The sequence below is a fragment of the Pedobacter nutrimenti genome, from assembly GCF_032678445.1.
Classification (GTDB): domain Bacteria; phylum Bacteroidota; class Bacteroidia; order Sphingobacteriales; family Sphingobacteriaceae; genus Pedobacter; species Pedobacter nutrimenti_A.
Genome location: NZ_JAVTSQ010000006.1, coordinates 361021 through 386134, shown reverse-complemented (window position 1 = coordinate 386134; position 25114 = coordinate 361021). Strand labels below are relative to the sequence as shown.

The window sequence follows — 25114 nt, the reverse complement described above, 5'->3', positions numbered from 1 at the left end:
CGTATCATGGGCGATATCAGTCTGTTTTAGGTTGGATGAGTTGGTTTGCATTATAGCCGGCCCTGCTGATTTGAAACATATCATTCAGGTGTGCTGCCACTGCATTCTCTGCAGCATCAATATCCTGTTCTTCTATGGCTTTTAAAATGCTTCTGTGTTCTGGAATAGCTGCCTTACCACGGTTTTCGCCACAGATCTTATTCTCTACGATGTTTTTAATAAGGTCGGGGATCAGAATAAGAATCATGGATTCTATGACGGAGTTTTTAGAGGCTTTGGCTATTTTGATGTGAAAAAGCATATCTTCTTCTACAGCATCCATTCCGCTGTTGATCTTATTCTCATAATCTAAAAGGGCTTCCTTTAAATTCACGAGATCTTCTTCAGTACGGCGTTCTGCAGCAAGTTTTACGGCATCTAGCTCCAGGTAATAACGGGCTTCCAGAAGGGCGTTAAAATCTTCTTTGTTGAATTTGATTACATCGGTAATGATGCTATCCATCACTTTGATACTTAACCCCGCTACATAGGTGCCGCTTTGCGGATTGGTTTTTAACAGTCCATAAAACTCCAGCTTTAAAATGGCTTCGCGAACATAGCTTCTTCCCACACCAAATTTCTCGGCAAGTACTCTTTCTGCGGGCAAGCGATCACCTGGTTGTAACTGACCTGAGGTAATTAACTGTTTTAACTGACCAATGATCTTATCAACCGGCGATTCTACTTCAATAGATTTAATAGTTTCTATAAACGACTTCATACAATATTTGGTTTACCAATTAATTGGTAAACCAAATCTAAGTATTAAAAGATAAAATCCAAGAAATATTTAACATTTTAATTTCTAATCGATTTCCATAGCCATTTCTTTTTCAAAGACATCCTTGATCAGCTGGATCTCTTTGCCGTAGATGGTTCCTTTTCTACATCCGAAATAGAGTGTGTTCTCAATTTTCTGTCTGCCTTCCCAAACGAGTTTCACTTCGCCCAGGTCAATTTCCTTTTTGCAGAGGAAATCTGGTATAATGGCTAAACCTCCACCTGCAGTTAAACAGCGTACAATGGAGTTTAGGTTAGGAACAATATAATTGGGTTTAAAATCGGGGCGTTTAGAGAAGTTGGCATGCCAGAAGCGGATGAGGTGTTCCATATCACCAGTAGTTCCATACCATTTTTGTTGTTTCAGCCACTTTTCCAGTTCTTTGATATCGCCATCTATTATCTCTTCAAATCCAGAAGTGTCTGTCGTTTTTCCTGCAACCAGTACAATGGTTTCTTTAGAGAATGGCCTGTATTCTATGTTTTTGTTGTTGTCCTTCTGTGGTGTAATGATCAGATCGAGAACGCCGTTATCTAAATCACTGATCATCTGAGGATATTCACCGAATTTGATGATCACGTTGAAGGGGAGTTCTGGCAGATAGGGCTCCAGTGTAATTTGAAAAGTTTCAAAACACATCCCGATGCTGATGGTGGGGGTGTCTTTTTCTGTACTTCTATGGAAATGTTGTTCTGCATCTTCCAGTTTACACAGGGCTTCTTGTATAAAATTATATAGAATTTTACCTCTTTCCGTAGAGACCATCCGGCGGGAAGTCCTGTCAAATAATTTATAGCCTACATAAGATTCAAGCGAGCTTAAGTGCAGGCTGACTCCAGGTTGCGAGATGTAGAGGGATTCTGCCGCACCTGTAAGTGTGCCTGTTTCGTAGATTGCTTTAAAGGTTCGGTACCATTCCAGATTTACCATATAGATCTATTATAAATAGAATGCAAATATAGGATTAATATCATTTTTATAATCCATAAACAAGTAGTGACCATCTGGTGTAGACGCTACTTGTTTATGAATTCTGCTTATAGGTTCAGTAATGGCTTAACCTTTTTTAGCATTTGATCGGCTGTGGTAGTTCCTAAAGCTTTTATTTCGAAAATTTCCAATGCTTTATTGAGTTCTTCTAGTTTTTGACTTTGATGGCTTTTTAAGTACAGCGCTTTTAATTGTTGTATTTTTTCAAAGTCCTGGGCACCTTCTATTAATTTTTCGAACCTAATGGAGCTTAGTGGCCCAGGGTATACCTGGTAAGTATCGCCAGCAGGCCAGGTCCTGAAACGGGTATCCACTAAGGGATTTTCTGTCCAGCTATTATAAGCCCAACGTACATAACCATCCATGTTTTTACGTGCAGTGTACCAACCCATCCAAACACCTTCTGCTGGCGAGGAGAAACTAAAGGCATTAGGATACGGCTCAGTACAACAGGTATACCATGTGCTGATTTTGCCTTGTTCCTTACGCTTTTGTAGCGTTGCTGCCGGGAAATCCCATTTCGAAGCGATGCAATAGTTGTCTATATCCTGCTCTACTTCAGGGTGATATTCTCCAGCCAAAGCAATTTTCCAGCCTTTATCCGTTTCTTTTAATAATTTGATCACTGCTTTCATGGCTTCCATTGGTCGTTCATCCATCGCAATATAGGTTTTGCTAAACCAACCCTTTTGTTTCAAATGCTTTGTAAAGTCGACCAGCATGGTTTTCCAGAAATTAATATAGGTTGGTGTGCCGATGGCATCTGTAAAAACAGCCTCCTTTTGCAGATTTTCGTCATAATAGCTGAAGGCGATTTTCCAGGGCACCATACTGTAACAATTGATACGTTCGTTAATTCCGCATTCCATTACAAAAGCAACATATTGGTCAAATAAACTATAGTCGTATGTCCAGCTGCCATCTTTTTTCTTGGTCCATTTAATCAAACTTGGATAATCGTCATAGGTTTGATGGCCCCAAGGTTCATTAACTATACTTGCTGTAATCGTTTTTTGTCCTGCATCAGCCAGCATCTGGTAGTATGCTTTCATTGCTGAAAAATGTTCTTTGCTCCACAAGGGCAATTTATGAACGCGGGCAATAGCTGCCGGATGTTGCCATAAGTCTAAATCGTAATGCCATTTGCCTGGGGCGGGCAACATTTTATTTAATACTTTTATAGTTATTGGTAAGCGGTAATCTTTTTCTCCTTTTATTTGGATTACACCCTTATAAAGGCCAGGCGAGGTGCTTGCAGGTATTTTTACACTCACCCAAATTGGTTGTGTATTGTTTTTTTGCAGTGGGGTAGCGCTTAATCTGGTATCAATGGCTTCTGCAACATAGGATGAATCGAAATCTTTTGCTTTACGATAACCACAACCGTCTCTAAATTCGTCAGTGATCACATATTTTACCATTCCAGCGTTGATGTTTTCTTTTTTGATGAAATGACCTTGCTCATCTTTTAGATCGTAAAGCTGTATGCTGATGTTGCTCACATCTTTGTTTGACCATAACAGCAATTGTGTATGAATTTTTTCGCCTTTCCAGGCTTTTGTCTCCCATACTTTTTCTATAGCTGTTCCCGGGGGCAATTCTCTGGCAAATCGGGTATTGGATGAACCAAAACTTACATTTAATCCATCGGGTACTTTGCGCCACTGATCATCAATAATTTGCGCGTTTAATACTGGTTTCTTTTGCAAGGCTAAACTTGCATCCTGGGCTTTGATATTATTGAAGCACAAGCAGGAAAGGCAAATAAAAATAAGACGTTTCATAAGCCTAAGTTAATTATTACAGGGTAGGCTTAATCTTTTTTAGGACGATATTTGTTGCGCAACCGTTTGATTTAACGGTATGAGTGCGATGAATTGAGAAAGATGAGGAGTTGTAAGCGAAAATCTATGTGATACATGTAAGTTCGAAATTCTGAGAAGACAGTTTTTTCGAACTTACGTGTTCGCAGATATTAAAGTGCAGCCAGTTTAAAATTGCTGAACCCAATCCGGGCATCATGACCTAATTTAAAAGGAGCACTGATGTAAAAATATTTATTGCCAGTGCTTTTTAGAAACATTGGTGTGTCCAGAACTTTAACTTTATCCAGATAGACTTGTGCTGTTTCGCCTTTTACCAAAATGGCGACATGCATTTTTCCAATGGCATAACCAGAAAGAGGGAAATCCAGGGTATTGTTAATTTTTGTTTCGCTGCTGGCATTGTTGATGCTTTTGCCCGAGTATCTGATTTCAGTGCTCATAATCCCATTGTCGTTATAGGCATCAGAGATGAATTTAGTCGCATTATTATCATGGGCAAAACCAAAGCTTATGTTGCCCAAATCATCCGTATCTGTATTGCTATGTGTAGCAATATCAAACTCAATTGTAAAATTTGCAGGAAGTGCTTTATCACTTTTTACTTTATAAGTAGTATACTGATTTAAGCTGAGCCATTGACCATCCAGGGTCTCAAATTTTTCTACTGATCCGGAACCACTTGTTTTCCATAACCGGGCCATATTACCAGTGGCATCAGCAGAAAAGTTATCTTCCAGGATCAGGGTTTTTCCAGGAGTGAAATTATAAGATAAAGCTGCTTTTTCAAAAAACTTTTTGTCATTGTCTGATACACTAACAGCCTGTGCAACTCCATTAGACGCGGAGGAAGTTTTCTTGCCGGATAAAATATCATCAACTTTTTGATCAACTGTAGAGTTCACTTTGTCTTTTAACTTTTTAAAAAACTGAGCATGTACAGGCTGAACAGCGCATGAAAGTGCTATACCACTTAAAAGTGTTAACGCTAATTTTTTTGTTTTCATAGGTAGGAGGTTTGTTTTTTCTGCGAAATTAATTCTTTTTTGGAATCTAAAGGTGTTCGTTAGAAAAAATATATGGTGTTAGTACGATCACCTTTACAAAGGCAAGAAAGAAAATAATCCAGGAATGGAATCATATCGGTCTGCACCCAATCCAGTCTGCACCCAGAAAAATATGTTTTCATGATGGAGCCTCAGAATCTGAAAGATTCAGCGAGATCAAAAAACATATTTTTAAACAATCAATCAGTGTTATTGTCCCAAGGTAAAAAACATGGCCACTGCTGCTGCACCCATAGCAATGAAAGTGAACCATAACAGGAATTTAGAAAGATAACCGCTTTTAAACTCACCCATTATTTTTTCACTCGCCGCTATTTTGGCAATCAGGAACAATAAAGGGACAGCTGCAACACCATTTAATACAGCAGCATAAACCAGGGCTTTAACCGGATCAATACCCACAAAATTGATGGTCAAACCAATTAACGTTGCTATTGTTATCACGCCATAAAAGCCATGAGCTCTTTTCAGCTTCAAGTTTAATCCGGACTTCCAGCTAAAAGCTTCTGCCACAGCATACGCTGCAGAACCTGAAAGTACAGGCACTGCTAAAAGACCAAGCCCGATAATACCAATGGAAAAGATCAATTTTGAAAGATAGCCTGCATGTGGAAAGGAGTGGACCAAAGGTTCCAGAGCTTTGGCTGCATCGGCTGCTGTTTTCACATCACGAACGCCGCTATTGTGCAAAACAGTTGCACCAACCAATAAAATGGACCAGGTGGTAATTTCAGAAACAATCATGCCCGTACCATTATCAAGCCTCATTTTATGAATATTTGCCCAGCCAATATTGGGCTTTCCATTTTTAAAAAGATGATCCCTTTTTTCTTCCTCCACTTCCTGAGAAGCTTCCCAAAAAAACATGTAAGGAGATATGGTTGTTCCCAGAACTCCGGTGATGATGAACAGGAACGCAAAATTAAATTCAAAATGAGGGGTGATTGTGGCCTTTAATACTGTTCCCCAGGGTTGATCTACAATAAATACAGTGATGGGGTAGGCGAGCAGGGCAATGGCCAACCATTTCAATATTCTGGAATATACCTGATAGTTGGTGAAGATTTCGAGAACAAGAATGAATACTGTAAAGAACAGCATTAGGATCACGAAAGGAGCGGAAGGAATGAGCAATTGTGCTGCTGCGGCCATTGCTCCAATATCTGCTCCAATATTAATGGTATTTGCCACTACAACTAGCCCCACTACGATATAAAGTACTGTTTTACTATAATGGTCTTTGACAACTGCTGCAAGTCCTTTACCGGTAACTAAACCAATTCTTGCACAAGCTTCCTGTACCGCGGTCATAAACGGAAGCATATATAATGCAGTCCACAATTGACCGTAGCCAAACTGAGCGCCAGTTTGGGAATAGGTTGCTATTCCAGAGGGATCGTCATCTGCTGCACCTGTAGTAAGGCCGGGACCAAGTACACTGAAAAACTTTCTGATTTTATTTAACTTACCGTTCTTGGCTGGGGTCCGTTTCATAAAGAAGGATAAATAGGCGTTATAGACATATAACTAAAGATAAAGTTTTAAATCACTTCATCCCATTTCTTCGTAATATTTATTAAATAACATCCTCTAAGTTACAGTAGAGGCTTTTTTAAAATAGATTTCATAAGTAAATGAATATTCACTTATATTTGTTTGTTAATTCATAAATATGAGAGCGAGAGATATTGATAAAGAGAATCTGGTTAAAAAGACAGCGATAGAAATTATTGGAAAGGGAGGCTTTGAACATTTTAGTATAAACAAGCTCGCCAAAGCATGTGGCATTTCTGTGGCCACACTTTATATATACTATAAGGACAAAGAAGATCTTCTTTCATCTCTGGCTACGGAGTTGGGCAGGAAGATGGGAGATGCTATGCTGAAAGATTTTGATCCGGAGTCTTCTTTTGAGACTGGTTTACGTCAACAATGGTTGAATCGTTATCACTATATGATAGAAAATCAGTCCATCAGTTTATTCTTTGAACAAGTAAGAACCTCATCGTATCAGGAGCAGTTCTTAAAAGCATTTGCAGAAGATTTAAAAAATGTGTTTGGGAAATTTATGGACAACATTGTTGCCAGGGGCGAGATCAATGCTATGCCCCTGGAAGTGTACTGGTCGGTAGCCTTTGCACCCCTTTATGCGCTTATTAAGTTTAACAATGAAGGACAGAGTCTGGGAGGGAAACCCTTCAAATTAACCGATGAGATGTTTTGGCAGGCATTTGATCTGGTGGTTAAAGCTCTTAAGCGGTGAATCAATTAATTGTTTAACTAAATTAAAGAAAATGGAAAATTTTGATCACATATTACTTTTTAAAACTGATATAAGATCCGAATCAGATAAATTGAGCCTACAGCCTGTTCTGAATACACACGATTGTATTGAAGAATGGAATGTAGATCTGGACGACGAGGACTATGTACTCAGGGTCATATCCCATGAGTTAAAACACCATCAAATTATCGAATTGATTAATCAACACGGCTATGAATGCCATGAATTAAAATGATTTAAATGAAACAGAACGAAATTATCCCTTTTACCGGCTATCAGAAAGCCGTTATATTTATTCTCGCAATTACCCAATTTACGGTTATTCTGGATTTTATGGTGATGTCGCCTTTAGGCGACCTGCTGATCAAATCCCTGGATATGAAACCCTCTAATTTTGGAGTAGCAGTTTCTGCCTATGCTTTTAGCGCAGGAATCTCTGGCCTTCTTACGGCAGGTTTTGCCGACCGTTTTGACCGGAAAAAACTCTTGCTGTTTTTTTACAGCGGCTTCATTATTGGAACAATATTTTGCGGCGTTGCACAGTCTTACCAGGTTCTGGTTGCGGCCAGGATCATCACCGGATTGTTTGGTGGGGTAATCGGATCCATTTCTATGGCCATCATTACTGACCTTTTTGCTTTACAACAAAGAGGCCGTGTAATGGGATTTGTTACGATGGGTTTTGGTGCAAGCCAGGTTTTAGGCATTCCTATCGGATTGTATATCGCTAATCTATGGGGATGGGAAGCACCCTTTTTAATGGTTGCTGGAATGGCTGTGTTGGTAGCTGTATTTATTGCAATTACACTTAAACCTGTGACTCAGCACCTGAAACTGCAACACGATAAATCTGCTTTTACACATTTATGGCATACGGTATCTAAACGGGATTACAGGATTGGGTTTATGGCTACAGCTGTATTGTCGATTGGTGGCTTTATGATGATGCCATTTGGAAGTGTGTTTGCAGTGAATAATCTGCATGTTACAGAAAAACAACTTCCTTTACTGTTCATGGTATCAGGCGTAAGTGCGCTTGCCGTTATGCCTTTGGTTGGGCGTTTAAGTGATAAAGTAAGCAAGTATAAATTGTTTGCTGTGGCTTGCCTTTGGATGATTGCTGTTTGTGTGATCTATACCAATTTGTCTATAACACCGTTTTGGATTGTACTTGTGCTCAATGTGATGATGATGATGGGGGTTATGGGCAGGATGGTTCCTTCTCAGGCTTTGATGAGCGCAGTACCGGAAATGGAAGACAGAGGGGCATTTATGAGTATCAATGCTTCTCTGCAGCAAATTGCCGGTGGAATTGGAGCTGCAGTAGCAGGTACGATCGTATACCAGGACAACAAATTCAGTCCTTTGAAGAATTACGATATTGTGGGTTATGTGGTCTTTGCGATATCATTGATCAGTATTTATCTGATGTACCGGGTGAATGAGGTTGCTAAAAAGAGAGCGAATGAAAGACCGCTCTTGCCTAAAGAGGAAGCTGAAGAAGTATTAATATCAGCAGAGTTTTAAAGAAAAGCCCCCAATGAAATTCATTGAGGGCTTTTTTCCATTGTACAAGTCTAATATCCTGTATTTTGTTTCAACTTTTTATTGGCATCTAATTCTGATGATGGAATTGGAAAAAGAAGTTGGAAATCCTGTAGAGTAACATTATTTACTGCCTTTTCAACTTCTTTATATTTTCCAAGACGGATCAGGTCCCAGCGTCTGTGCCCTTCAATGCAAAGCTCACGTGAACGGTCTTTAACCAGGGAATCTACAAATGCAGCAGATGTAGGTGTATTGGCAAGACTTAGCTGTTGTGCCGGTAAAGTCAAACCTGCACGTGCTCTAACCGTATTTAAGCCATTAAATTTAGCTGGATCTGCCGGGTTTACATTGTTCATTGCCTCAGATTGCATCATCAATACATCTGCATACCTCAGAACAATCCAATTTACCCGGGAGTTATTTGTACCCGCAACCCATTTAGGATCTTTAAATTTAGAGACATAAGGTGTAACCGTAGTGCTTGCTGCCGTATTGGATACGTTCCAGTTTTTCCGGATCACATCGTCTTTGGTGTAGGTGTTGTTGAACAGGTTCAGGTTGGCAACAAATGATCCGGAACCCTTTACAATAGCAGGAGAGAACATCCTGATAATAATGTTCTGGGTTGTGCTGTTGTCATCTCCAAATTGCACGTCAAAGATGTGTTCTGTTTGAGTTGGAAAATACTTAAGGTCGCAGTTAAATACATCTGAATAGTTAGTCATCAGTTTATAAATGCCTGTATTGATGACCTTATTGCATGAGGTAAGCGCATTCTGGCTGTCATTAACATCTGCAAATGTGGTGCTGCTGCGTTGCAAATAAACCCTGGCAAGCATTGCAGATGCGGCGCCAGTGGAGACCATTCCTTTAATGCTAATCTTGTTCTCTGCATAGCAATTGGCTTCTGCGAATTTGAGATCCGAAATGATTTGCTCATACACTTTTGCTGCAGGGGATTTATCCGGGTAAAGATTTGGATCTTCCAGGCTTTGGATGGGTTTCAGTACTATCGGCACATCACCAAAACTTCTTACCAGGTCAAAATAAGCCATGGCACGAAGAAACATGGCATTACCTATAATATTGTTTTTCGGTGCATCATCCATTGCAATTCCTGGAACATTGGCTATGACATCATTTGCCCGGCTAATAAGTTTGTAACTGTTTTGCCACCAGTTCTGGATCTCAATATTAGATGCTGTATATTGTAATTTATATAAATCAATACGTTCCTGATTTTGGGTGAGCAAAGGGACAAGACCGTCTCCAGTCAGTTCAGTAATTAAATAAATGGTTCGCTGATAGTAGGCTTGTGGTTGCAACTGGCTCAGTACACCGTTTATGGCGAGTTGGGCATCAGCAGCTGTTTTATAAAAGTTAACTGGTGTTAAAACACTGTAAGGCTTTTCTTCCAAAGCTTTTTTGCAAGAGGCAAAAAACAGAGGTGCTAAAGCTAAAGCTATAAATATCTTTTTCATCTGATTGTTCTGTTAAAGGTTAAAAACCAAGTCTTAATCCCAGGGTATACGTCCTGATATTCGGATAAGGATTGTAGTCCGTTCCCAGGGAAGTGAAATTTCCTGCAGAGTTTGAATAAGAGTTCACCTCAGGGTCATATCCTGAATATTTAGTGATCGTAATCAAATTCTGTCCAGTCACATAGACGCCGGCCGTTTTGAATACAGAAGACATTTTTGGCAGAGGAAGGTCGTAAGTCAATGTAATTGTTTTAAAACGCAGATAGCTTCCGCTTTCCAAAATATCGCTTGTTGGACCAAGTCCTCTTCTTAATGTACTGCCTAAACTTGGTAGGGTATTGCTGGTGCCTTCTCCATTCCAGCTATTGGTCAATACATAGGCCAGTTTATTGTCAGACAAGGTTCCGTTTTCATTTTCTATCTTATTTTCGTTTAAGATCTGATTTCCATACACACCTTGTAAGAGAATAAATAAGTTAAACTTGCCTACAGTCAGGTTGTTGGATATTCCATAAGAGAATTTAGGTAATGCCTGACCGATAATGGTCCTGTCTGCATCGTTAATTAAGTGGTCACCATTCAAGTCTTTATATTTTGGGTCTCCTGGTTTAACAGGGGTGGTGATGCCACTTTGCGAGATCTCCTGGCCACTTTGCCAGATCCCGTCAAAAACATAGCCATAGAAGGAGCCTATTGGCTTGCCAACCTGTAGAATAGCGGCACTTCTTCCGCCAGGATACAGACTCGAACTCACATTACCTGTTAACTGTGAATTTACACCTCCAAGGTCTAATATTTCGTTGATGTTTCTTGAAAAGTTAAGCGTGGTAGACCATTTTACTTTCTCCGATTGAATATTTTGTGTGTTCAGGGAAAATTCAAAGCCCTTGTTACGTACGGCGCCGATATTATCAATTACGGTTGTGAAACCACTTGTTGATGGTACAGTGCGGTTAAATAATAATTTGGTGGTTTTCTTGTTGTAATAATCTGCTGTAAAACTGATCCGATTTTGCAACAGTCCTAAATCAAGACCTGCGTTGTAAGCAGTGGTGGTTTCCCATTGCAAATTTGGGTTTCCAATATTGTTTGGCGATGCACCTACGATGCGGCCGTTAGAATAATAGGTGTTAAAAGAATATTGTTGTAAAGGCGAATATGCGGGTATGTTTGAATTACCTGTTAAACCATAACCAAGTCTTAATTTCAGATCACTGATCTTTTCATTGTCTTTCAGGAATTCTTCTGAAGAAACCCTCCATGCCAAAGCTCCCGATGCAAAGTTCCCCCATTTATATTTTTCTCCTAATGGAGAAGACCCATCTCTCCTGTAGGAAAGTGTAACGAGGTATTTGTCCATCAGACTGTAATTTACCCTCGCGAGCAGGGAGGCGAGTGCAATCTTATTTGCAGTTGATGTTGCTGTTGTGCTTCCTCCGACACTTAAATTATCTGTACCTAAATTGTTTGTGGTTAATGCCGTTGCAGTTGTTGTATTGCTGCTAAACTTAAATTCCTGATAGGTAAAACCAACTACAGCACTGATCGAGTGGATCTTATTTAAGATGGTATTGTAACTTAAGGTGTTTTCGTTTAACCAGCTTAAATTCTGAGGGTTAACAATTTGGGCGTAGCCATTTGTACTTGCCCCTAAAAAGGTTGTATTTGGCCTGAAAGTCTGTTCTTTAGAGAAACGGTCATCTGTACCAACACTTACTTTAAGTTTAAAATTCTTAATAAATTCATAGTCTGCAAATGCGTTGGCAAACAAGCGCAGGTTAGTGATGGAGTTTGTATTTAAAGTAGCAGCTGCTATCGGATTGCCCAATGTGTTTGTATAACCCGCCGGACTGTTTTGATAGGTGAAAGCACCGTTGGCGTCATAAATTGGAACACCTGGATTGATCCTCAGGGCATCAAGCAATGTGCCTCCGCCGGCACCACCTGTTGTATTTACATTGGCCAGATTTTGCTTATCGTAGGAGATCTGGGAGTTCAAGCCGAAATTAATCTTTTTGCTTATCGCCCGGTTAAAATTGTACCTCATTGTTCCCCGTTGGTAACCGGAATTTAAGATAATTCCCTTTTGGTCGAAATAATTAAAGCTCAACAAATACTTGGTGCCATCGGAACCACCCATCATAGATACATTTGCATTTGTGATGGGTGCTGTTCTGAATAATGCTTTCTGGTAGTCCATTCCTTCACCTAAAGCATTGATCTGATCTTGTGTGTAGGGGATAGGTGTTTGTGTGGTGTTGTTTTGGTTCAAATAGGTGGTTACCTTATTCAAATAAGTAGCAAACTCACTGGCATTCATCATGTCAAGCGTTTTCCCTACTTTTTGAAAGCCAGAATAAACATCTGCATTGATTACATTTTTACCAGCTGAACCTGATTTGGTTGTAATAATGACAACTCCATTTGCTCCCCGGTTACCATAGATTGCGGTAGAAGAGGCGTCTTTCAAAATGTCTATAGAAGCGATATCATTGGAATTCAGTGCGGTAATATCTGCACCTGCATAACCATCTACAACATACAAGGGATCACTGCTAAAATTGATAGAGTTTGTTCCTCTTACACGTACGCTGAATGAGGCTCCCGGCTGAGAATTGGTTTGCGTTACCTGTACACCGCTAACCTGACCTTGTAACATTTGCGCTGTTCCAAAAACAGGTGTTTTCTCTACATTGGTTAAACCTACGGAGGCAACGGAACCGGTTACATCTTTCTTTCTCTGGGTACCATAACCTACTACAACCAATTCGTTCAGGTTTTTGGAATCTGAAGTTAATTGTACATCTATTTTGGTCTGATTTCTTACCGTGATCTCCTTTGGACTAAAGCCGATAGAAGAAACGATCAGTACGGAGTTAATGTCTGGAACTCCAATGGAATACCGGCCGTTAATGTCGGTAGATGTCCCTGTATTTGTACCTTTTACTTTGATACTTGCTCCCGGCAGTGGGAGATGATTTTCATCGGTAACCGTTCCTGTTATAGTGATTGTTTGCTGATTGCGGGTTGCGTTGAAAGAGATACCATTGCCCAATTTACCGCGTGCAGGATCAGGAGCCGGCTTGGCCCATGCATTTCCGATCAGGGGTAAACTGAAAACAATTTGTAAAAACGCAACCTTACATACTTTCGAATGTAAAAGTTTTGATTTCATGATTTTAGGTGATAAGTTTTTTAATGTTTTTGTGTTAGTGCTGTTGGTAATCAGCAAAGACTAGGAGCCGTCCGTTATTTTCATAGGGCTTTGAATTTGGTAAATATTTAGGTTAGAATGTATCTGGGACTTATAGGGTCCATAATCAAACATAAGTTGATTATCTGAACAGTTTTCAAGTTTTAACCAGTTTATTTACGGAATCGTTTCCGTCAGATGTAAAATAGATCCTGGAAACTGTATTACAAAAATCTTAAGCCAAGCTCATTAATTCATCTAAAAAGCCAATCTGACGCTCGTTGATCTTCAGCCGGGCTTCTGCAAGATCAAACCACCCGGCCCGATCTATTTCTGGAAATTGTTGAATCTTACCCGATTTAGGAGGCCATTCCAGGTCAAACATATTACAAATTACATTAGATGTATCCAGATCCCCAGATACCGCCCAGCAATACACCGTTTTGCCACCTTTTTGAATTATTGGACTCAATTGCCTAAAATCTCCCCAAGGAGTATAGCCTGTTTCTTCTTCAAATTCCCTTAATGCCGTCTGCAATAGATCCTCGTCTTTTTCAGGCTCTCCCTTGGGAATGGTCCACCAGCCAGCATCCTTATTTTTAAAGAAAGGTCCACCTGGGTGTACCAATAAAACCTGGATCTGGCCCAGATTCTTTTTGTAAAGTAATATTCCAGCGCTGTTTTTGCCCATATACAAATATATTATACTTCTGATGGTTTATATCTTGTTATATTTTATATTAGCACAATCAAATCACTTCAATTTATCCATGGACACCCTGCCAGAACAAAATGGTCTCTCAATTGTATCCAACTTTACGGCAGGAAATGAAAGCGCATTTGATGTGATCTTCAATCATTTGTACAGTCCATTATGTGTGTTTGCTCAAGGGATCGTAAATGATCACTTTGCTGCTGAAGATATAACACAGGAAGCTTTCGTGAAATTATGGGAAAAGCATGCTGACTTTGATAATTTCCCATCCATCCGTTCTTTCCTTTACATCACAGTTAAAAATGCTGCTTTTAATTTCCTGGAAAAGGGCAAAGTTAAGCAGAAGCATCAGAATTATGTCCTTAAACAAGACCTAAGCGTTGAACGGAGTATTCTGCATGGTATTATAGAGGCAGAAGTCCTTCATAATATCGTTTCTACTATTGAGACTCTTCCCGAACAATGTCAGCGCATCATAAAAATGACTTTTTTAGAAGGCCTTAAGCCTAAAGATATATCAGCTAAACTTGGTATTTCGGTGAGTACCGTCAATAATCAAAAAATGAGGGGTTTATCTCTGTTAAAAGAAAGGCTTACCCAAAGGGATTTCTTGTTTTGTGCAGCTGTAATTATCCACGGTTTCTGGAAATAATAAAAATATTTTAAAAACCTTTAGATAAAATAAGGGGTGTTCCTGTTCTATATACAAAACAGGTACCTCATATGGAAGAACAGAAAGTTCAGTATTCCTTTAAAATTGCTGGCTTAATTACAAAATACATGAATAAGAGTCTTGATCCTGAAGAGCAGCAAGAGCTGAGGCAATGGATCAATGATGACCCTGCCAACGAAAGCCTGTTTAAAAAATTAAATAGTGAAGAAGCGCAGGAGCATTATTTTGCTGGTCTTAAGGCCTTTCCGCCAGTAAATGCATTGGTTAAGGTAAAAGGTAGGATACATGGCGCACCGAAGGTGCTGAAAATGGGAAGATCGAAACAGCAGTGGTTGTACGCATCTGTAGCTGCAGTGTTGTTACTGATCTCCGTTGGTATCTGGTTTGTTGTGGGAAAGAAAACAGATGATGAGGAACTTCGCTATGCCACGGCGAATATTTCGCCTGGAAGAAATGTGGCCACGCTCACATTATCTAATGGGAAAAAGATCACCCTTGACAGTATAGCAAACGGTAGGTTTGCTGAACAAAGCGGTATTTCTATTAGTAAAACAAAGGAGGGAAATCTTGTTTACCGAGTTACTGACCAGCCAGCCGAAATAAGCAACGATCAATTCAATAGCATAGAAACTCCAAAAGGGGGAACTTACCAGATCAATTTACCGGATGGCACCAAAGTATGGCTCAATGCTGCATCGTCGCTAAGATTTCCTATACATTTTTCTCAAAAGGAAAGACGTGTTGAATTGACCGGAGAAGGCTATTTCGAAGTTGCCAAAGATAAAGCCAGGCCATTCTTCGTTAAGAATGAGGCTCAGGAAACCAAAGTTTTGGGCACGCATTTCAATATCAATGGATACAGTGACAATACATTTGTACAAACTACACTGATTGAAGGCTCTGTTCAGGTTTCCGGTTTCCCGAAGGCATCACATGCGGAGCATGTGGTCTTAAAGCCTGGCCAGCAATCGGAGTTAAATTTGGGAAAACTTATGGTAAAACCGGCTAATCTCCAGGAAGTGATGGCCTGGAAAAATGGAAACTTTCTTTTTGATGCCATGGAGTTAAGCAATATACTTAAACAACTCAACCGGTGGTATAATATCAGTGTTGATTATAGTGGTGTTCCAGATCTTCGCCTCACTGGTTATATATCAAGGAACGAGTCTCTATATCGTGTTTTGCAAATGCTTGAAATTACTGCAAATGTGAAATTTAAAGTGCAAAATAATGTTTTAAAAACCTCGATTAAAAAATAGATGCCTATGTAACAGCGATACTATAGACATGCCGGAAACTCTTAAGAAGAAATTTCCAGAAAAATAAACCGGCTGCGCAGCCACGCAGTCCGGTTCTATTAAGGCAGCAAGACCGCAATTAAACGCAAATTCAACTAAACAATCAACCACCTTAACCTTCCAAAGATATGGAATTCATTATTCTATGCAATAACCTGCATGGCCCAAAGAAGAATGGCCGGTGCCTCCGGTTTTTAAAATCTAAAACGATTTTAATTATGAAACTCACTGCAATCATTTTAACCATCGCCTGTCTGCAGGTTACTGCAGCTGGTTATTCCCAGCAAGTTACGCTCTCGGAAAAAAATGCGTCTTTAAAAGATGTACTGTTAAAGATTAGAGAACAAAGCAAATATCAGATCCTTTTCAACGACAGTTGGCTGCTGAAAGCAAAGCCAGTAAATATTAAGATTGACAGAGCCTCAATAGAAGAGGTCATGGAGCGCTCTTTAGAAGGGCAACCCTTTGATTACCTGATTTCTGATAAGACGATCCTCATTACGCTAAAGGAAGTGAACCTTTTTAACCGGGTTATGAACTATATAAAAAAGGATGAAATTATTGGTAAAGTATTGGATGAAAAGGGGATCCCTATGCCTGGTGTAAGTGTTAAAGCACGAAAAAGCGGAAAAGTCGCCATTACAGATCAAAACGGTACTTACCGGATCCTGGTAGACGATAATGATATCCTTACATTTTCTTATGTAGGATACAGTTCGGCAGAGCAGCCGGTAAAAGACAGGAAAATGGTAAATGTTACATTGGAACCTAATCCTGCGCAATTGGAACAGGTGATGGTTACCGGATATCAAACCATATCAAGAGAACGTGCAACAGGTTCTTTTACCCAGATTGGCAGGGATGTATTGAATAGCCGACCTGTTTCAAACTTATCTACCGCCTTACAAGGCATGGTCGCGGGTATGCAAGCCAAAGAACGGGCAGACGGTAGTGTAGATTTTCTGATCCGCGGAAATACCTCTTTGTATGCAGATAAAAGTCCGCTGGTCGTGGTAGATGGTTTTCCGGTATCAGCAAGTGATTTCTCTGACATCAACCCAAATGACGTTGAATCTGTTACCGTGTTGAAAGATGCCGCTGCTGCTTCAATTTGGGGCGCACGGGCAGCCAATGGCGTTATTGTGATTGTAACCAAAAAACTAAAAGGAACGAGCAAACTCAAAGTAGAAGCGAATGTTTTTACGCGTATTTCCAATAAACTCAATCTGGATCAGGTGCTTACCCAGGCCAATTCTGCAGATCAGGTGGCTTATGAAAGAAAAGCATTTGACAACAACTGGACATTTTTTCCTTACTCCGGCTCATTTGGGGATATCTCCAATTCGCTAACCCTGGCACAGGAACTTTTATATGCCAATAAGAATGGAACCTTAAGTACTGCTGATATGAATGCCGGGCTTGACCGTTTAAGCAAAATAAGCAACCGTTCGCAGATTAAAGACTTATTGCTGCAAAATGCAATTCTCGATCAGTATAATGTGAACCTACAGTCAGGTACAGAAAAATCAAAGAGTTATGCCTCTATACTTTATGAAAAAAACAAAGGTAATTATGTAAAAAATAAATACGACAGATTCAATTTAAACTTCAATAACAGTTATCAACTGGCCAGCTTTTTGAATTTTAACATTTCTGCCAATCTCCAGTATAAGAGAATGGAAAGCAGTGGTGCAACTATAGCTGAAATTCAGGATCTTTCTCCATATGAGATGCTGCTCAATCCAGATGGAAGCTATGCAACCAACCTAAATACGTATAACCGTGAACAACTCGGCCTGATTCCTGCTTCAAAATTTCCTTATTCTGATTGGTCTTATAACCTGCTGCGTGAGGTCAATGGAAGAAAACTGACAAACCAGAATCTAAGTGCGAGAATACAGACAGGGTTGAATCTGAAAATCACAAAGGGTTTAACTTTTGATACTAAGTTCCAATATGAAAGAGCTAAAGTAGATTACAAAGATTATTATGATGAAAGTACTTTTTTTGTAAGAAGTCTGGTGAATAGCATGACCGAATACAATGATAATACAAAAACTGTAGGAAAATCATACATTCCAAAAGGAGGCATTTTAAAAGGTCGTACCGTACTTAATGATGATGGATCAACATCTGACCTACCCAATACAGATTTAGAAAGTTTTCTGGTGCGTAATCAGTTGAATTTTGATAAAACCATTGGATCCAAGCATAGTATTTCGGCTATTGCGGGTATGGAAATTTCCCAGTCAACCTTAAATACCCGGATCAATCCTTATGCCTATGGATATTCAGAAGATAAACTGCAGGCAACGGTTCCTCCATACGGGTATGGAAGTTCGTTGGATCAGTTCACAGACTTTGAAGGTAATTCTGGTGTAACTGTTCCGGGTGGAAATACAACTTTTGGCTGGAAACGAAATAAATTCGTTTCATTCTACGGAAACGCTTCTTATACTTATGATAGTAAATACACTTTAAGCGGAAGTATTCGTAGTGATGCGTCCAATTTTATTACCGATGATCCAAAATTACGATGGTCTCCACTATGGTCTGTTGGGGCAAAATGGAATCTGAAAAATGAGGATTTTATGGACAACATGAAGTCTGTTAATCGCCTGGAACTCCGTTTAACTTATGGTAAAAATGGAAACGTGGAGAGCTCTACCTCGACAAAAGCCTTGTTAAATGTTGGTACGAGTTTGAACTCTAGTACTGGAACCATTACGGCAACAATTGCAGATAATGGAAATCCATTTTTGCGCTGGGAGAAAACAACCAGTACAAATTTAGGTGTTGATTTTGCTTTATTCAATAACAGACTGTTCGGAACTATAGATCTCTATAATAAAAAGGGTGAGGGAATTATTGGTGTTGTGGCTTTGCCTGCTGCCACCGGAACAACCAGCCAAAAATTCAATAACGCAGGGATAACCAACAGAGGTATTGAGATCACGTTGGGTACAAACGTGGATATTCCAAATACCCCGATTCATTACACGACCTCGATTAATTACGCTTATAATTACAACAATATCAATAGCTTATTTAATCCATCGCTATATGTATTCCAGATGATAGGTGGTGCATTTGTAGAAGGCAGGCCAGTAAATTCCATTTATTCCTTTGAGTACAGAGGCATGAAAGACGGTGTGCCCCAAGTTGCAGGACCAAACGGAAGTCTGATCTCCTTCAATGACCTGGCCCCATATAATAGAGGACTTGGTTTGCCTTTCCTTAAATATGAAGGAACTTCAACGCCACCGCACACATTGGGTTGGGTTAATAATATCAAAGTTAAAGATTTTAGTCTGACAGCTGTTTTCATTGGGACGCTTGGTGGGGTATACCGTAATCCTGTTTTTGATTATGCTGCCACAGTGGGCTCCGGGAAGACCTTTGTCAATAAATACATCAGCGAAGTGTTGGCAGGTAACCCAAACCTTCCTGGATTTGCTCTTCCAAATGAAACCAGTACTTATCGTTGGGACCGTTATGCGCCAAATCTGAGCAGTCTGGTTGAAAGTTCTTCGTATATTGAATGTAAAGAACTGACGCTGGAATACACACTTTCAAAGAGGATAACAAAAGCACTTAATATCAATAATATTAGAGTTTTTGCTCAAACCAGGGATCTGGGTATGATCTGGCACGCGAACAGCAAAGGCTATAATCCAGACTGGTTGCCTGGAACAGACAGGCCACAGCAAAGTTATACATTCGGTGTAAACCTTCAATTTTAAGATCTGAACAACATGAAAACAATACAATCAGTCATTTTAATTACCGGGTTGATTCTATTTGCAGGGTGTAAAAAATACCTTTCGGAAGAACCTAAAAAACAAGCCAGTATCCAAACGGTAGAACAATTGGAGGCACTAGTAGACTATGCACCTGCCTTTGCCTATGTCACCAGTCTTACTGCAACTTATTCTACTGACGATGCAGAAATTACTAAAGAATTGTACAAGAACAATCCTTCTGCCTTCACCATTGATAACATGCAATACTATGTAAACAGTGTGAGCGGGGTAGTTGGCGCTGCAGCAGATGCTTTATGGAATGGAGAGTATAAAAAGATATTCACTGCAAACCTTATACTGGCCAATATTGACCAGGTTACCGGCGATGAGATTATCCGTAAACGCGTAAGAGCGGATGCTTATTTTATTCGTGCCTATTCTTATTGGGTACTGGCCAATTATTATTGTGCACCCTACAGCGATGCCAACTTAGGCTCTATGGGCCTTCCTTTAAAGAAAACAGTGGACTATACGGAGCCGCTTAAACGGGCAACACTGAAAGAGACTTACGATTTTATTCTTTCCGACATCGCAGAGGCACAAAAGGTAGCTAACGATGATGTTGATCCTGTAAGAGCATGGAGAGTGAGTAAAAAGGCGATTGCGGCATTTATGAGTCGCTACTACCTATTCACGGGTAATTATGATCAAAGCCTGGAACAGGCTGCACAGGCACTTGGAAGTATAAATGCAAAACTGGTAGATTACAAAACCCTGAAACCAGGTATTTCTAAATCTTACACCAGTCCGGCGGCAACGTTGAACTATGTAGAACAAAATGACTGGCAACCGGCAAAATTTCTGTACTGGCCGGAATTCTATTATACCCGTTATACCTATACAGCCTCTCAGTGGTACCTTCCAAGTACGGCTCTGTTAAATTTATACGATACACAAAATGATCTCCGCTATAAAAGTTTTATGATTCCAAATGGTGGAAGGAGAATGTCTGTTGTTACTCCGGCTGCATTCAGATATACTGTATTTAGTGATGGAAAATATTTGCCAGACGGGCCAACCATTGCTGAGGTGCTTCTAAATAAAGCAGAAGCCCTGGCACGCAAAGGAGACGCTGCCGGCGCAATGGATGCTGTAAATATCCTTCGTTTGAAACGAATGAGTACCTATATTCCGTTAACAGCAAGCGGTAAAGACGAGGCCATTAAAAAAGTTTTGGAAGAAAGAAGAAGGGAAATGCCTTTTGCCATGCGCTGGTATGATATTCGCCGTTTTAGTGTAAATGATTACCCGGGAGATAATGTAACTGTAACCCGTGATTTCTTCAATGTGTCCATCGGAGCTGTAGATGTCAATTCACCAAAAACCTATACATTGGATGCCAAGCGTCTCCTGGTACCAATTAATGGCGTTGAAATGGATGCCAGCAAGGGTCAAATTCAACAAAATACTTATTAACTAACCTATTTAAAACACCATAAAGATGAAAACAATCTTAAGAATTTCTGTTGCTGCAGCCTTGATGCTTCCGCTCTCTCTCTTTGCGCAGGAAAAAACTAAAACGATAACAGATCCGGCTGTTCTTACAAAGCTGAAAAGAGCTGTTGAAGCCAATCCAAATGATTTAAAAGCTCACGAAGAATATATCAAAGCTGCTGGAATAGAGAATACCCAGACACTGGTGCAATATGAAGCCTGGCAGAAAAAATTCCCTACATCAGCTGTGGTTCCTTATGCTGCTGGAGCAGCTTATGCGGATGAGGAAAGCCCGAAAGCCAGGCCATATCTTTTAAAAGCGGTTAAAATAGATCCGAAATTAGCTAAGGCCTGGAGTGATCTGTGGATTGATGCGGAAAGATGGGGACAGTTCGATCAGGGACGTGAATACCTTGCCAAAGCGACAGCGGCAGAGCCCGAGAATCCAGATTATGCGTTTTATTATTCTGGTTCTTTTGCCACAGTAGACCGGAAAAGATACCTGCAGCTTACCGATGAACTGGTGAAACACTTTCCAACAAGTGAACGTGGTGCTCAGGCCTTATATTGGCTTGCGCAACGTTCTCCTAAGAAGGCAGATAAATTAAAAGGATTTGAGGTATTAAAAAACACATATGCTCCTGAAAAATTTAGCTGGTCTTCCAGTGGTATGTCTTCTTACTATGACCTGCTTTTACAAGAAGATCCCAAAAGAGCGCAGGAATTGGCCAAAGAACTCGGTGCTAAAAAGGTAGAGGGACAAAACTGGGCACAATTAGAGAAAACGGCTGGAAGTTTTGTAGAAACAAGATCCCTGCTGGAGCAGAAGAAATCAAAAGAAGCTTTAGACATTATCCATAGTATTAAGCTACCCCGCTATTTCGGTTCAAATAACACTTTGTTGTTGTTTAAAGCGCAGGCAGCGGAAATTGCTTACAGCCCGGCTGCGGGATATGATACGCTGATCAATGCCTTTGCAAAATCACCTTCGGTGGCCATTAAGGAGCAACTTGTGGTGTATGGAGGCAAAGCGGGAAAGTCAGCAGCTGAGATAGACGGGGACATCTGGAAAGCGATTGATGCCAAAGCAAAACCAGCGACACCATTTACCCTTAAAAAATATTTAACCTCCGGATCGGCCTCCTTAGCGGACTATAAAGGTAAAGTTATTTTGTTGACGTATTGGTTTCCAGGTTGTGGACCATGCAGAGGTGAGTTTCCTCATTTTGAAAACGTAATCCGTAAATTTAAAGGACAACAGGTCGATTACATTGGCATTAATATCGTTCCGGAACAAGATGAATATGTTATTCCATTTATGAAATCCAGCGGTTATAGCTTTACACCAATTGCCGATGTAAAAGATAGGGTTAAAGGAAATCTGGACAATAGAGGAGGAGCCCCAACTAATTTCCTGATTGATCAAAGCGGACGTGTCATTTTTTCTAACTTTAGAACAGATGGTGACAATGAAGAAGATTTGGAACTGATGATCAATCTGGTTCTTAAAAATGGTAAAGAGGCATGAAAAATAGATTTAAAATTGTAGCCATTGGCTTATTCCTGCTTGTACAGAATACCAGTTTTGCCCAACAAAAGACAGGTATGGTCACCTTAAGTGGAAAGCTTAAAAACTTTAGTAATCAGGTGAATATAGAGGACTTGTCAGAGTTTCAATATTTATTGCCGCCTACAGCTGCGCGGATCATTATCCCGGGAGAAGATGCCAGCTTTAAAATTAGTTTTCCGGTAAAGACAGCGAATTACTTTCGTTTGGGGCGCAATACTTTGTATTTAAGCCCAGGTGATCACATGGAAGTTGTTATCGATAAAAATAATCCAAGAAACGCTTCTTTTACTGGAAAAGGAGCGGAAGCTAATAATTACCTGAGAAATACACCTTTTCCTAAAGGTGGTTCTTTCCTTGAGGCGGGAAAATTGATTAAAAGCACACCCGAAGCGACTATCGGGGCAGTAGAGGCAAGTGCAGAAATCAGAAGGAAAGAACTGATGGGCACAACCGGACTAATAACGGAATTCAGACGTTTGGAAACGGCCAGAATTAAAGCAGATCTGATCAATAGTTTGTTGAGCGGAGAAAGTTATAATGGTATGATCCTTAAGCTTAAAGGTGATGAAGCTGAAACATATGCTTTACACTATAAAGAAGCGATAAAGCCAAAAGTAATGGCTTACAGCCATAATTTTGTGGATGCCTCATTGATGAAAATGACTGTGTACAGGGATATCGCTGCCGATTTGATCAACAACAGAACGGAAGCTAAACTTGCCCAGCCCATTAAGGATTGGTATAGGGCAGAAGAATTGGTTGGAGAGATGGGAAAAGTCAAAAACAAATCTGAACTCGCAAAATTCAAGCAAAAAATCACACAAATTAAAACGATTCCTTATCAAAAAGCAGCGAATCAAATGTTACAGCAGTTGCTTTCCTTCGGAAAAGGTGATGAGGCCGTTGATTTTACTGCAAGAGATCTGAGCGGGTTGCCTGTAAAATTAAGCAGTTTAAAAGGAAAGGTTATATATGTGGATCTTTGGGCTACATGGTGTGGCCCCTGTATGCATGAAATGCCATATTTTGAAAAACTGAAGGAACAATATAAAGATAATCCTAATATTGTTTTTGTCTCTCTTTCCCTGGATGATACAGCTGAGGTTTGGAAGAAGAGCGTGGAGGGCCGTAAAGCAGTGGGACAGCAATGGCTGATTGATAGAAATAAGTTACAGGCTTACAATATTGTAGGCATTCCGAGAATACTGTTGATTGATAAAAACTTTAAGGTGGCGGATATGGATGCGCCAGCTCCCTCATCGGCAGAGGCTGTTAAAGCAATTAACCAATTACTCTAAAATAAAACATCCCCTGCCAAGCTGGCAGGGATGTTTTTTAAGGTTTAACCCCTTCATTTGTCATTACAACCGGTTTAATATAACCATCTTTATCAAAATACATCCGGTCGATGCAGGTTACCCTTGCGTTGCCATCTGTTTGATCTAGTGGTCTTCTGTGGTATACAATAAACCATTCGTCTTTTTTTGCAGAGCCTATTACAGAATGGTGGCCAGCGCCGGTAGCTATTTTAGGATCTTGTTGTAAAATCTTTCCCACTCTTTTGAAAGGCCCCATAGGAGAATCGGAAATTGCATAAGCTACGCTGTAATCCGGACCTGTCCAACCGCCTTCAGACCACATAAAATAATATTTCCCCTTACGGATAAACATAAAAGGACCCTCTACATAATTTTCAGGGGTGATTTCTTTAAACACCTGGCCGTTTTCCATTGGTAAAAAGCCTGTAAAGTCATCTTTTAACCTGGCTATATTACAATGTTTCCAGCCACCATATATCAGGTAATATTTACCGTCCTTGTCTTTAAAAACAAACTGATCAATCGGTTGCGCGCCATTATGGAACTGATCCACCAGGGGATGTCCAAGATAATCTTTAAAAGGGCCTTCAGGTTTATTGGATACCGCTACACCAATTCCCCCTTTTTCCTGATTATTCTGAATATCGTTTGCCCCAAAGAACAAAAAATACTGACTGTCTTTTTGAATAATGGAAGGTGCCCAAACTGCACGTTTAGCCCATTTTACATTTGCTGTATCTAATACTTTAGCATGTTTGGTCCAGGTGAGTAAATCTTTTGAGGAGAATGCGTCAAAAAACACCTGTTTATCATAAGGAGCGGAGTAGGTAGGGTATACCCAGTAAGTCTTATCAAATATTGCGCCTTCGGGATCAGCATACCATCCTGGAAAGATAGGATTGCCGGATGTTTTTCCCGGACCTTGTTTTTGGGCATAGGTAAGAGCTGCCGTTTGCAGCATAAGCAGGAGGACTAGGATTCGTTTCATGATAAATGGTTTAGGTCAATAAAAATTGTCACTATGACAATTTTGTTTATATAAAAAGTTCCTTTTTCAAGTTAAAAGTCGTAGTTTTCTTCTTTGAAACCAAATATA

The 25114-nt window shown here is 40.0% G+C and carries 17 protein-coding genes; 8 read left to right on the top strand and 9 right to left on the bottom strand.

What is annotated here, in order from left to right; genetic code table 11:
- Nucleotides 1-16 precede the first annotated feature (16 nt).
- From R2S08_RS13155 to R2S08_RS13135, 5 genes are all read right to left on the bottom strand, one after another.
- A complete protein-coding gene (locus tag R2S08_RS13155; protein ID WP_316835620.1) occupies nt 17-760 on the bottom strand; it encodes a FadR/GntR family transcriptional regulator in 744 nt (247 codons plus the stop codon).
- 84 nt (nt 761-844) lie between these two features.
- Nucleotides 845-1750, bottom strand: coding sequence for a LysR family transcriptional regulator (locus tag R2S08_RS13150; RefSeq protein ID WP_316835619.1), 906 nt, complete (start codon nt 1748-1750; stop codon nt 845-847).
- A 107-nt stretch (nt 1751-1857) separates the two neighbouring features.
- Nucleotides 1858-3594: a glycoside hydrolase domain-containing protein gene (locus tag R2S08_RS13145; RefSeq protein ID WP_316835618.1), complete on the bottom strand. Its 1737-nt coding sequence runs from the start codon at nt 3592-3594 to the stop codon at nt 1858-1860.
- Between the two features lie 191 nt (nt 3595-3785).
- Nucleotides 3786-4640, bottom strand: a complete 855-nt coding sequence (locus R2S08_RS13140) for a hypothetical protein (protein ID WP_316835617.1) — start codon at nt 4638-4640, stop codon at nt 3786-3788.
- A 249-nt stretch (nt 4641-4889) separates the two neighbouring features.
- The gene (locus R2S08_RS13135; RefSeq protein ID WP_316835616.1) at nt 4890-6194 is read right to left on the bottom strand and encodes a divalent metal cation transporter; all 1305 of its coding nucleotides are present in this window, start codon (nt 6192-6194) and stop codon (nt 4890-4892) included.
- Nucleotides 6195-6372: 178 nt separating this feature from the next.
- Here R2S08_RS13135 and R2S08_RS13130 point away from each other — a divergent pair, with 178 nt between their 5' ends.
- Together R2S08_RS13130 and R2S08_RS13125 are read left to right on the top strand one after the other, a co-directional pair.
- Nucleotides 6373-6963 carry a TetR/AcrR family transcriptional regulator gene (locus tag R2S08_RS13130; RefSeq protein ID WP_316835615.1) on the top strand — a complete coding sequence of 197 codons (591 nt, stop codon included), beginning with the start codon at nt 6373-6375 and terminating at the stop codon, nt 6961-6963.
- Between the two features lie 261 nt (nt 6964-7224).
- Nucleotides 7225-8511, top strand: a complete 1287-nt coding sequence (locus R2S08_RS13125) for an MFS transporter (RefSeq protein ID WP_316835614.1) — start codon at nt 7225-7227, stop codon at nt 8509-8511.
- A 50-nt stretch (nt 8512-8561) separates the two neighbouring features.
- Here R2S08_RS13125 and R2S08_RS13120 read toward each other — a convergent pair whose 3' ends face one another.
- The 3 genes from R2S08_RS13120 to R2S08_RS13110 form a co-directional block, all read right to left on the bottom strand.
- Nucleotides 8562-10013 (bottom strand): RagB/SusD family nutrient uptake outer membrane protein, encoded by a 1452-nt coding sequence (locus R2S08_RS13120; RefSeq protein WP_316835613.1) that lies wholly within the window; start codon nt 10011-10013, stop codon nt 8562-8564.
- A gap of 19 nt (nt 10014-10032) precedes the next feature.
- Complete coding sequence (locus R2S08_RS13115; protein WP_316835612.1) at nt 10033-13188, bottom strand: TonB-dependent receptor; 3156 nt, start codon at nt 13186-13188, stop codon at nt 10033-10035.
- A 253-nt stretch (nt 13189-13441) separates the two neighbouring features.
- Nucleotides 13442-13897, bottom strand: coding sequence for an NUDIX domain-containing protein (locus R2S08_RS13110; protein WP_316835611.1), 456 nt, complete (start codon nt 13895-13897; stop codon nt 13442-13444).
- A 79-nt stretch (nt 13898-13976) separates the two neighbouring features.
- Here R2S08_RS13110 and R2S08_RS13105 point away from each other — a divergent pair, with 79 nt between their 5' ends.
- The 6 genes from R2S08_RS13105 to R2S08_RS13080 all read left to right on the top strand — a co-directional run bounded on the left by R2S08_RS13105 (nt 13977) and on the right by R2S08_RS13080 (nt 23997).
- Nucleotides 13977-14573: an RNA polymerase sigma-70 factor gene (locus tag R2S08_RS13105; protein WP_316835610.1), complete on the top strand. Its 597-nt coding sequence runs from the start codon at nt 13977-13979 to the stop codon at nt 14571-14573.
- Between the two features lie 71 nt (nt 14574-14644).
- Entirely contained in the window at nt 14645-15853 is a 1209-nt protein-coding gene (locus R2S08_RS13100; protein ID WP_316835609.1) for a FecR family protein, read from the top strand.
- 257 nt (nt 15854-16110) lie between these two features.
- Entirely contained in the window at nt 16111-19635 is a 3525-nt protein-coding gene (locus tag R2S08_RS13095) for a SusC/RagA family TonB-linked outer membrane protein (RefSeq protein WP_316835608.1), read from the top strand.
- A gap of 12 nt (nt 19636-19647) precedes the next feature.
- Nucleotides 19648-21111, top strand: a complete 1464-nt coding sequence (locus tag R2S08_RS13090; RefSeq protein WP_316835607.1) for a RagB/SusD family nutrient uptake outer membrane protein — start codon at nt 19648-19650, stop codon at nt 21109-21111.
- Nucleotides 21112-21136: 25 nt separating this feature from the next.
- On the top strand, nt 21137-22657 hold the full coding sequence (locus R2S08_RS13085; RefSeq protein WP_316835606.1) for a redoxin family protein: 1521 nt from the start codon (nt 21137-21139) through the stop codon (nt 22655-22657).
- Complete coding sequence (locus R2S08_RS13080) at nt 22654-23997, top strand: TlpA disulfide reductase family protein (protein WP_316835605.1); 1344 nt, start codon at nt 22654-22656, stop codon at nt 23995-23997. Before R2S08_RS13085 ends, R2S08_RS13080 begins: the two co-directional genes overlap by 4 nt.
- Before the next feature lie 37 nt (nt 23998-24034).
- Here the strand turns inward: R2S08_RS13080 and R2S08_RS13075 are convergent, their stop codons facing one another.
- Complete coding sequence (locus tag R2S08_RS13075; RefSeq protein WP_316835604.1) at nt 24035-25006, bottom strand: glycoside hydrolase family 43 protein; 972 nt, start codon at nt 25004-25006, stop codon at nt 24035-24037.
- Between the last annotated feature and the right edge of the window lie 108 nt (nt 25007-25114).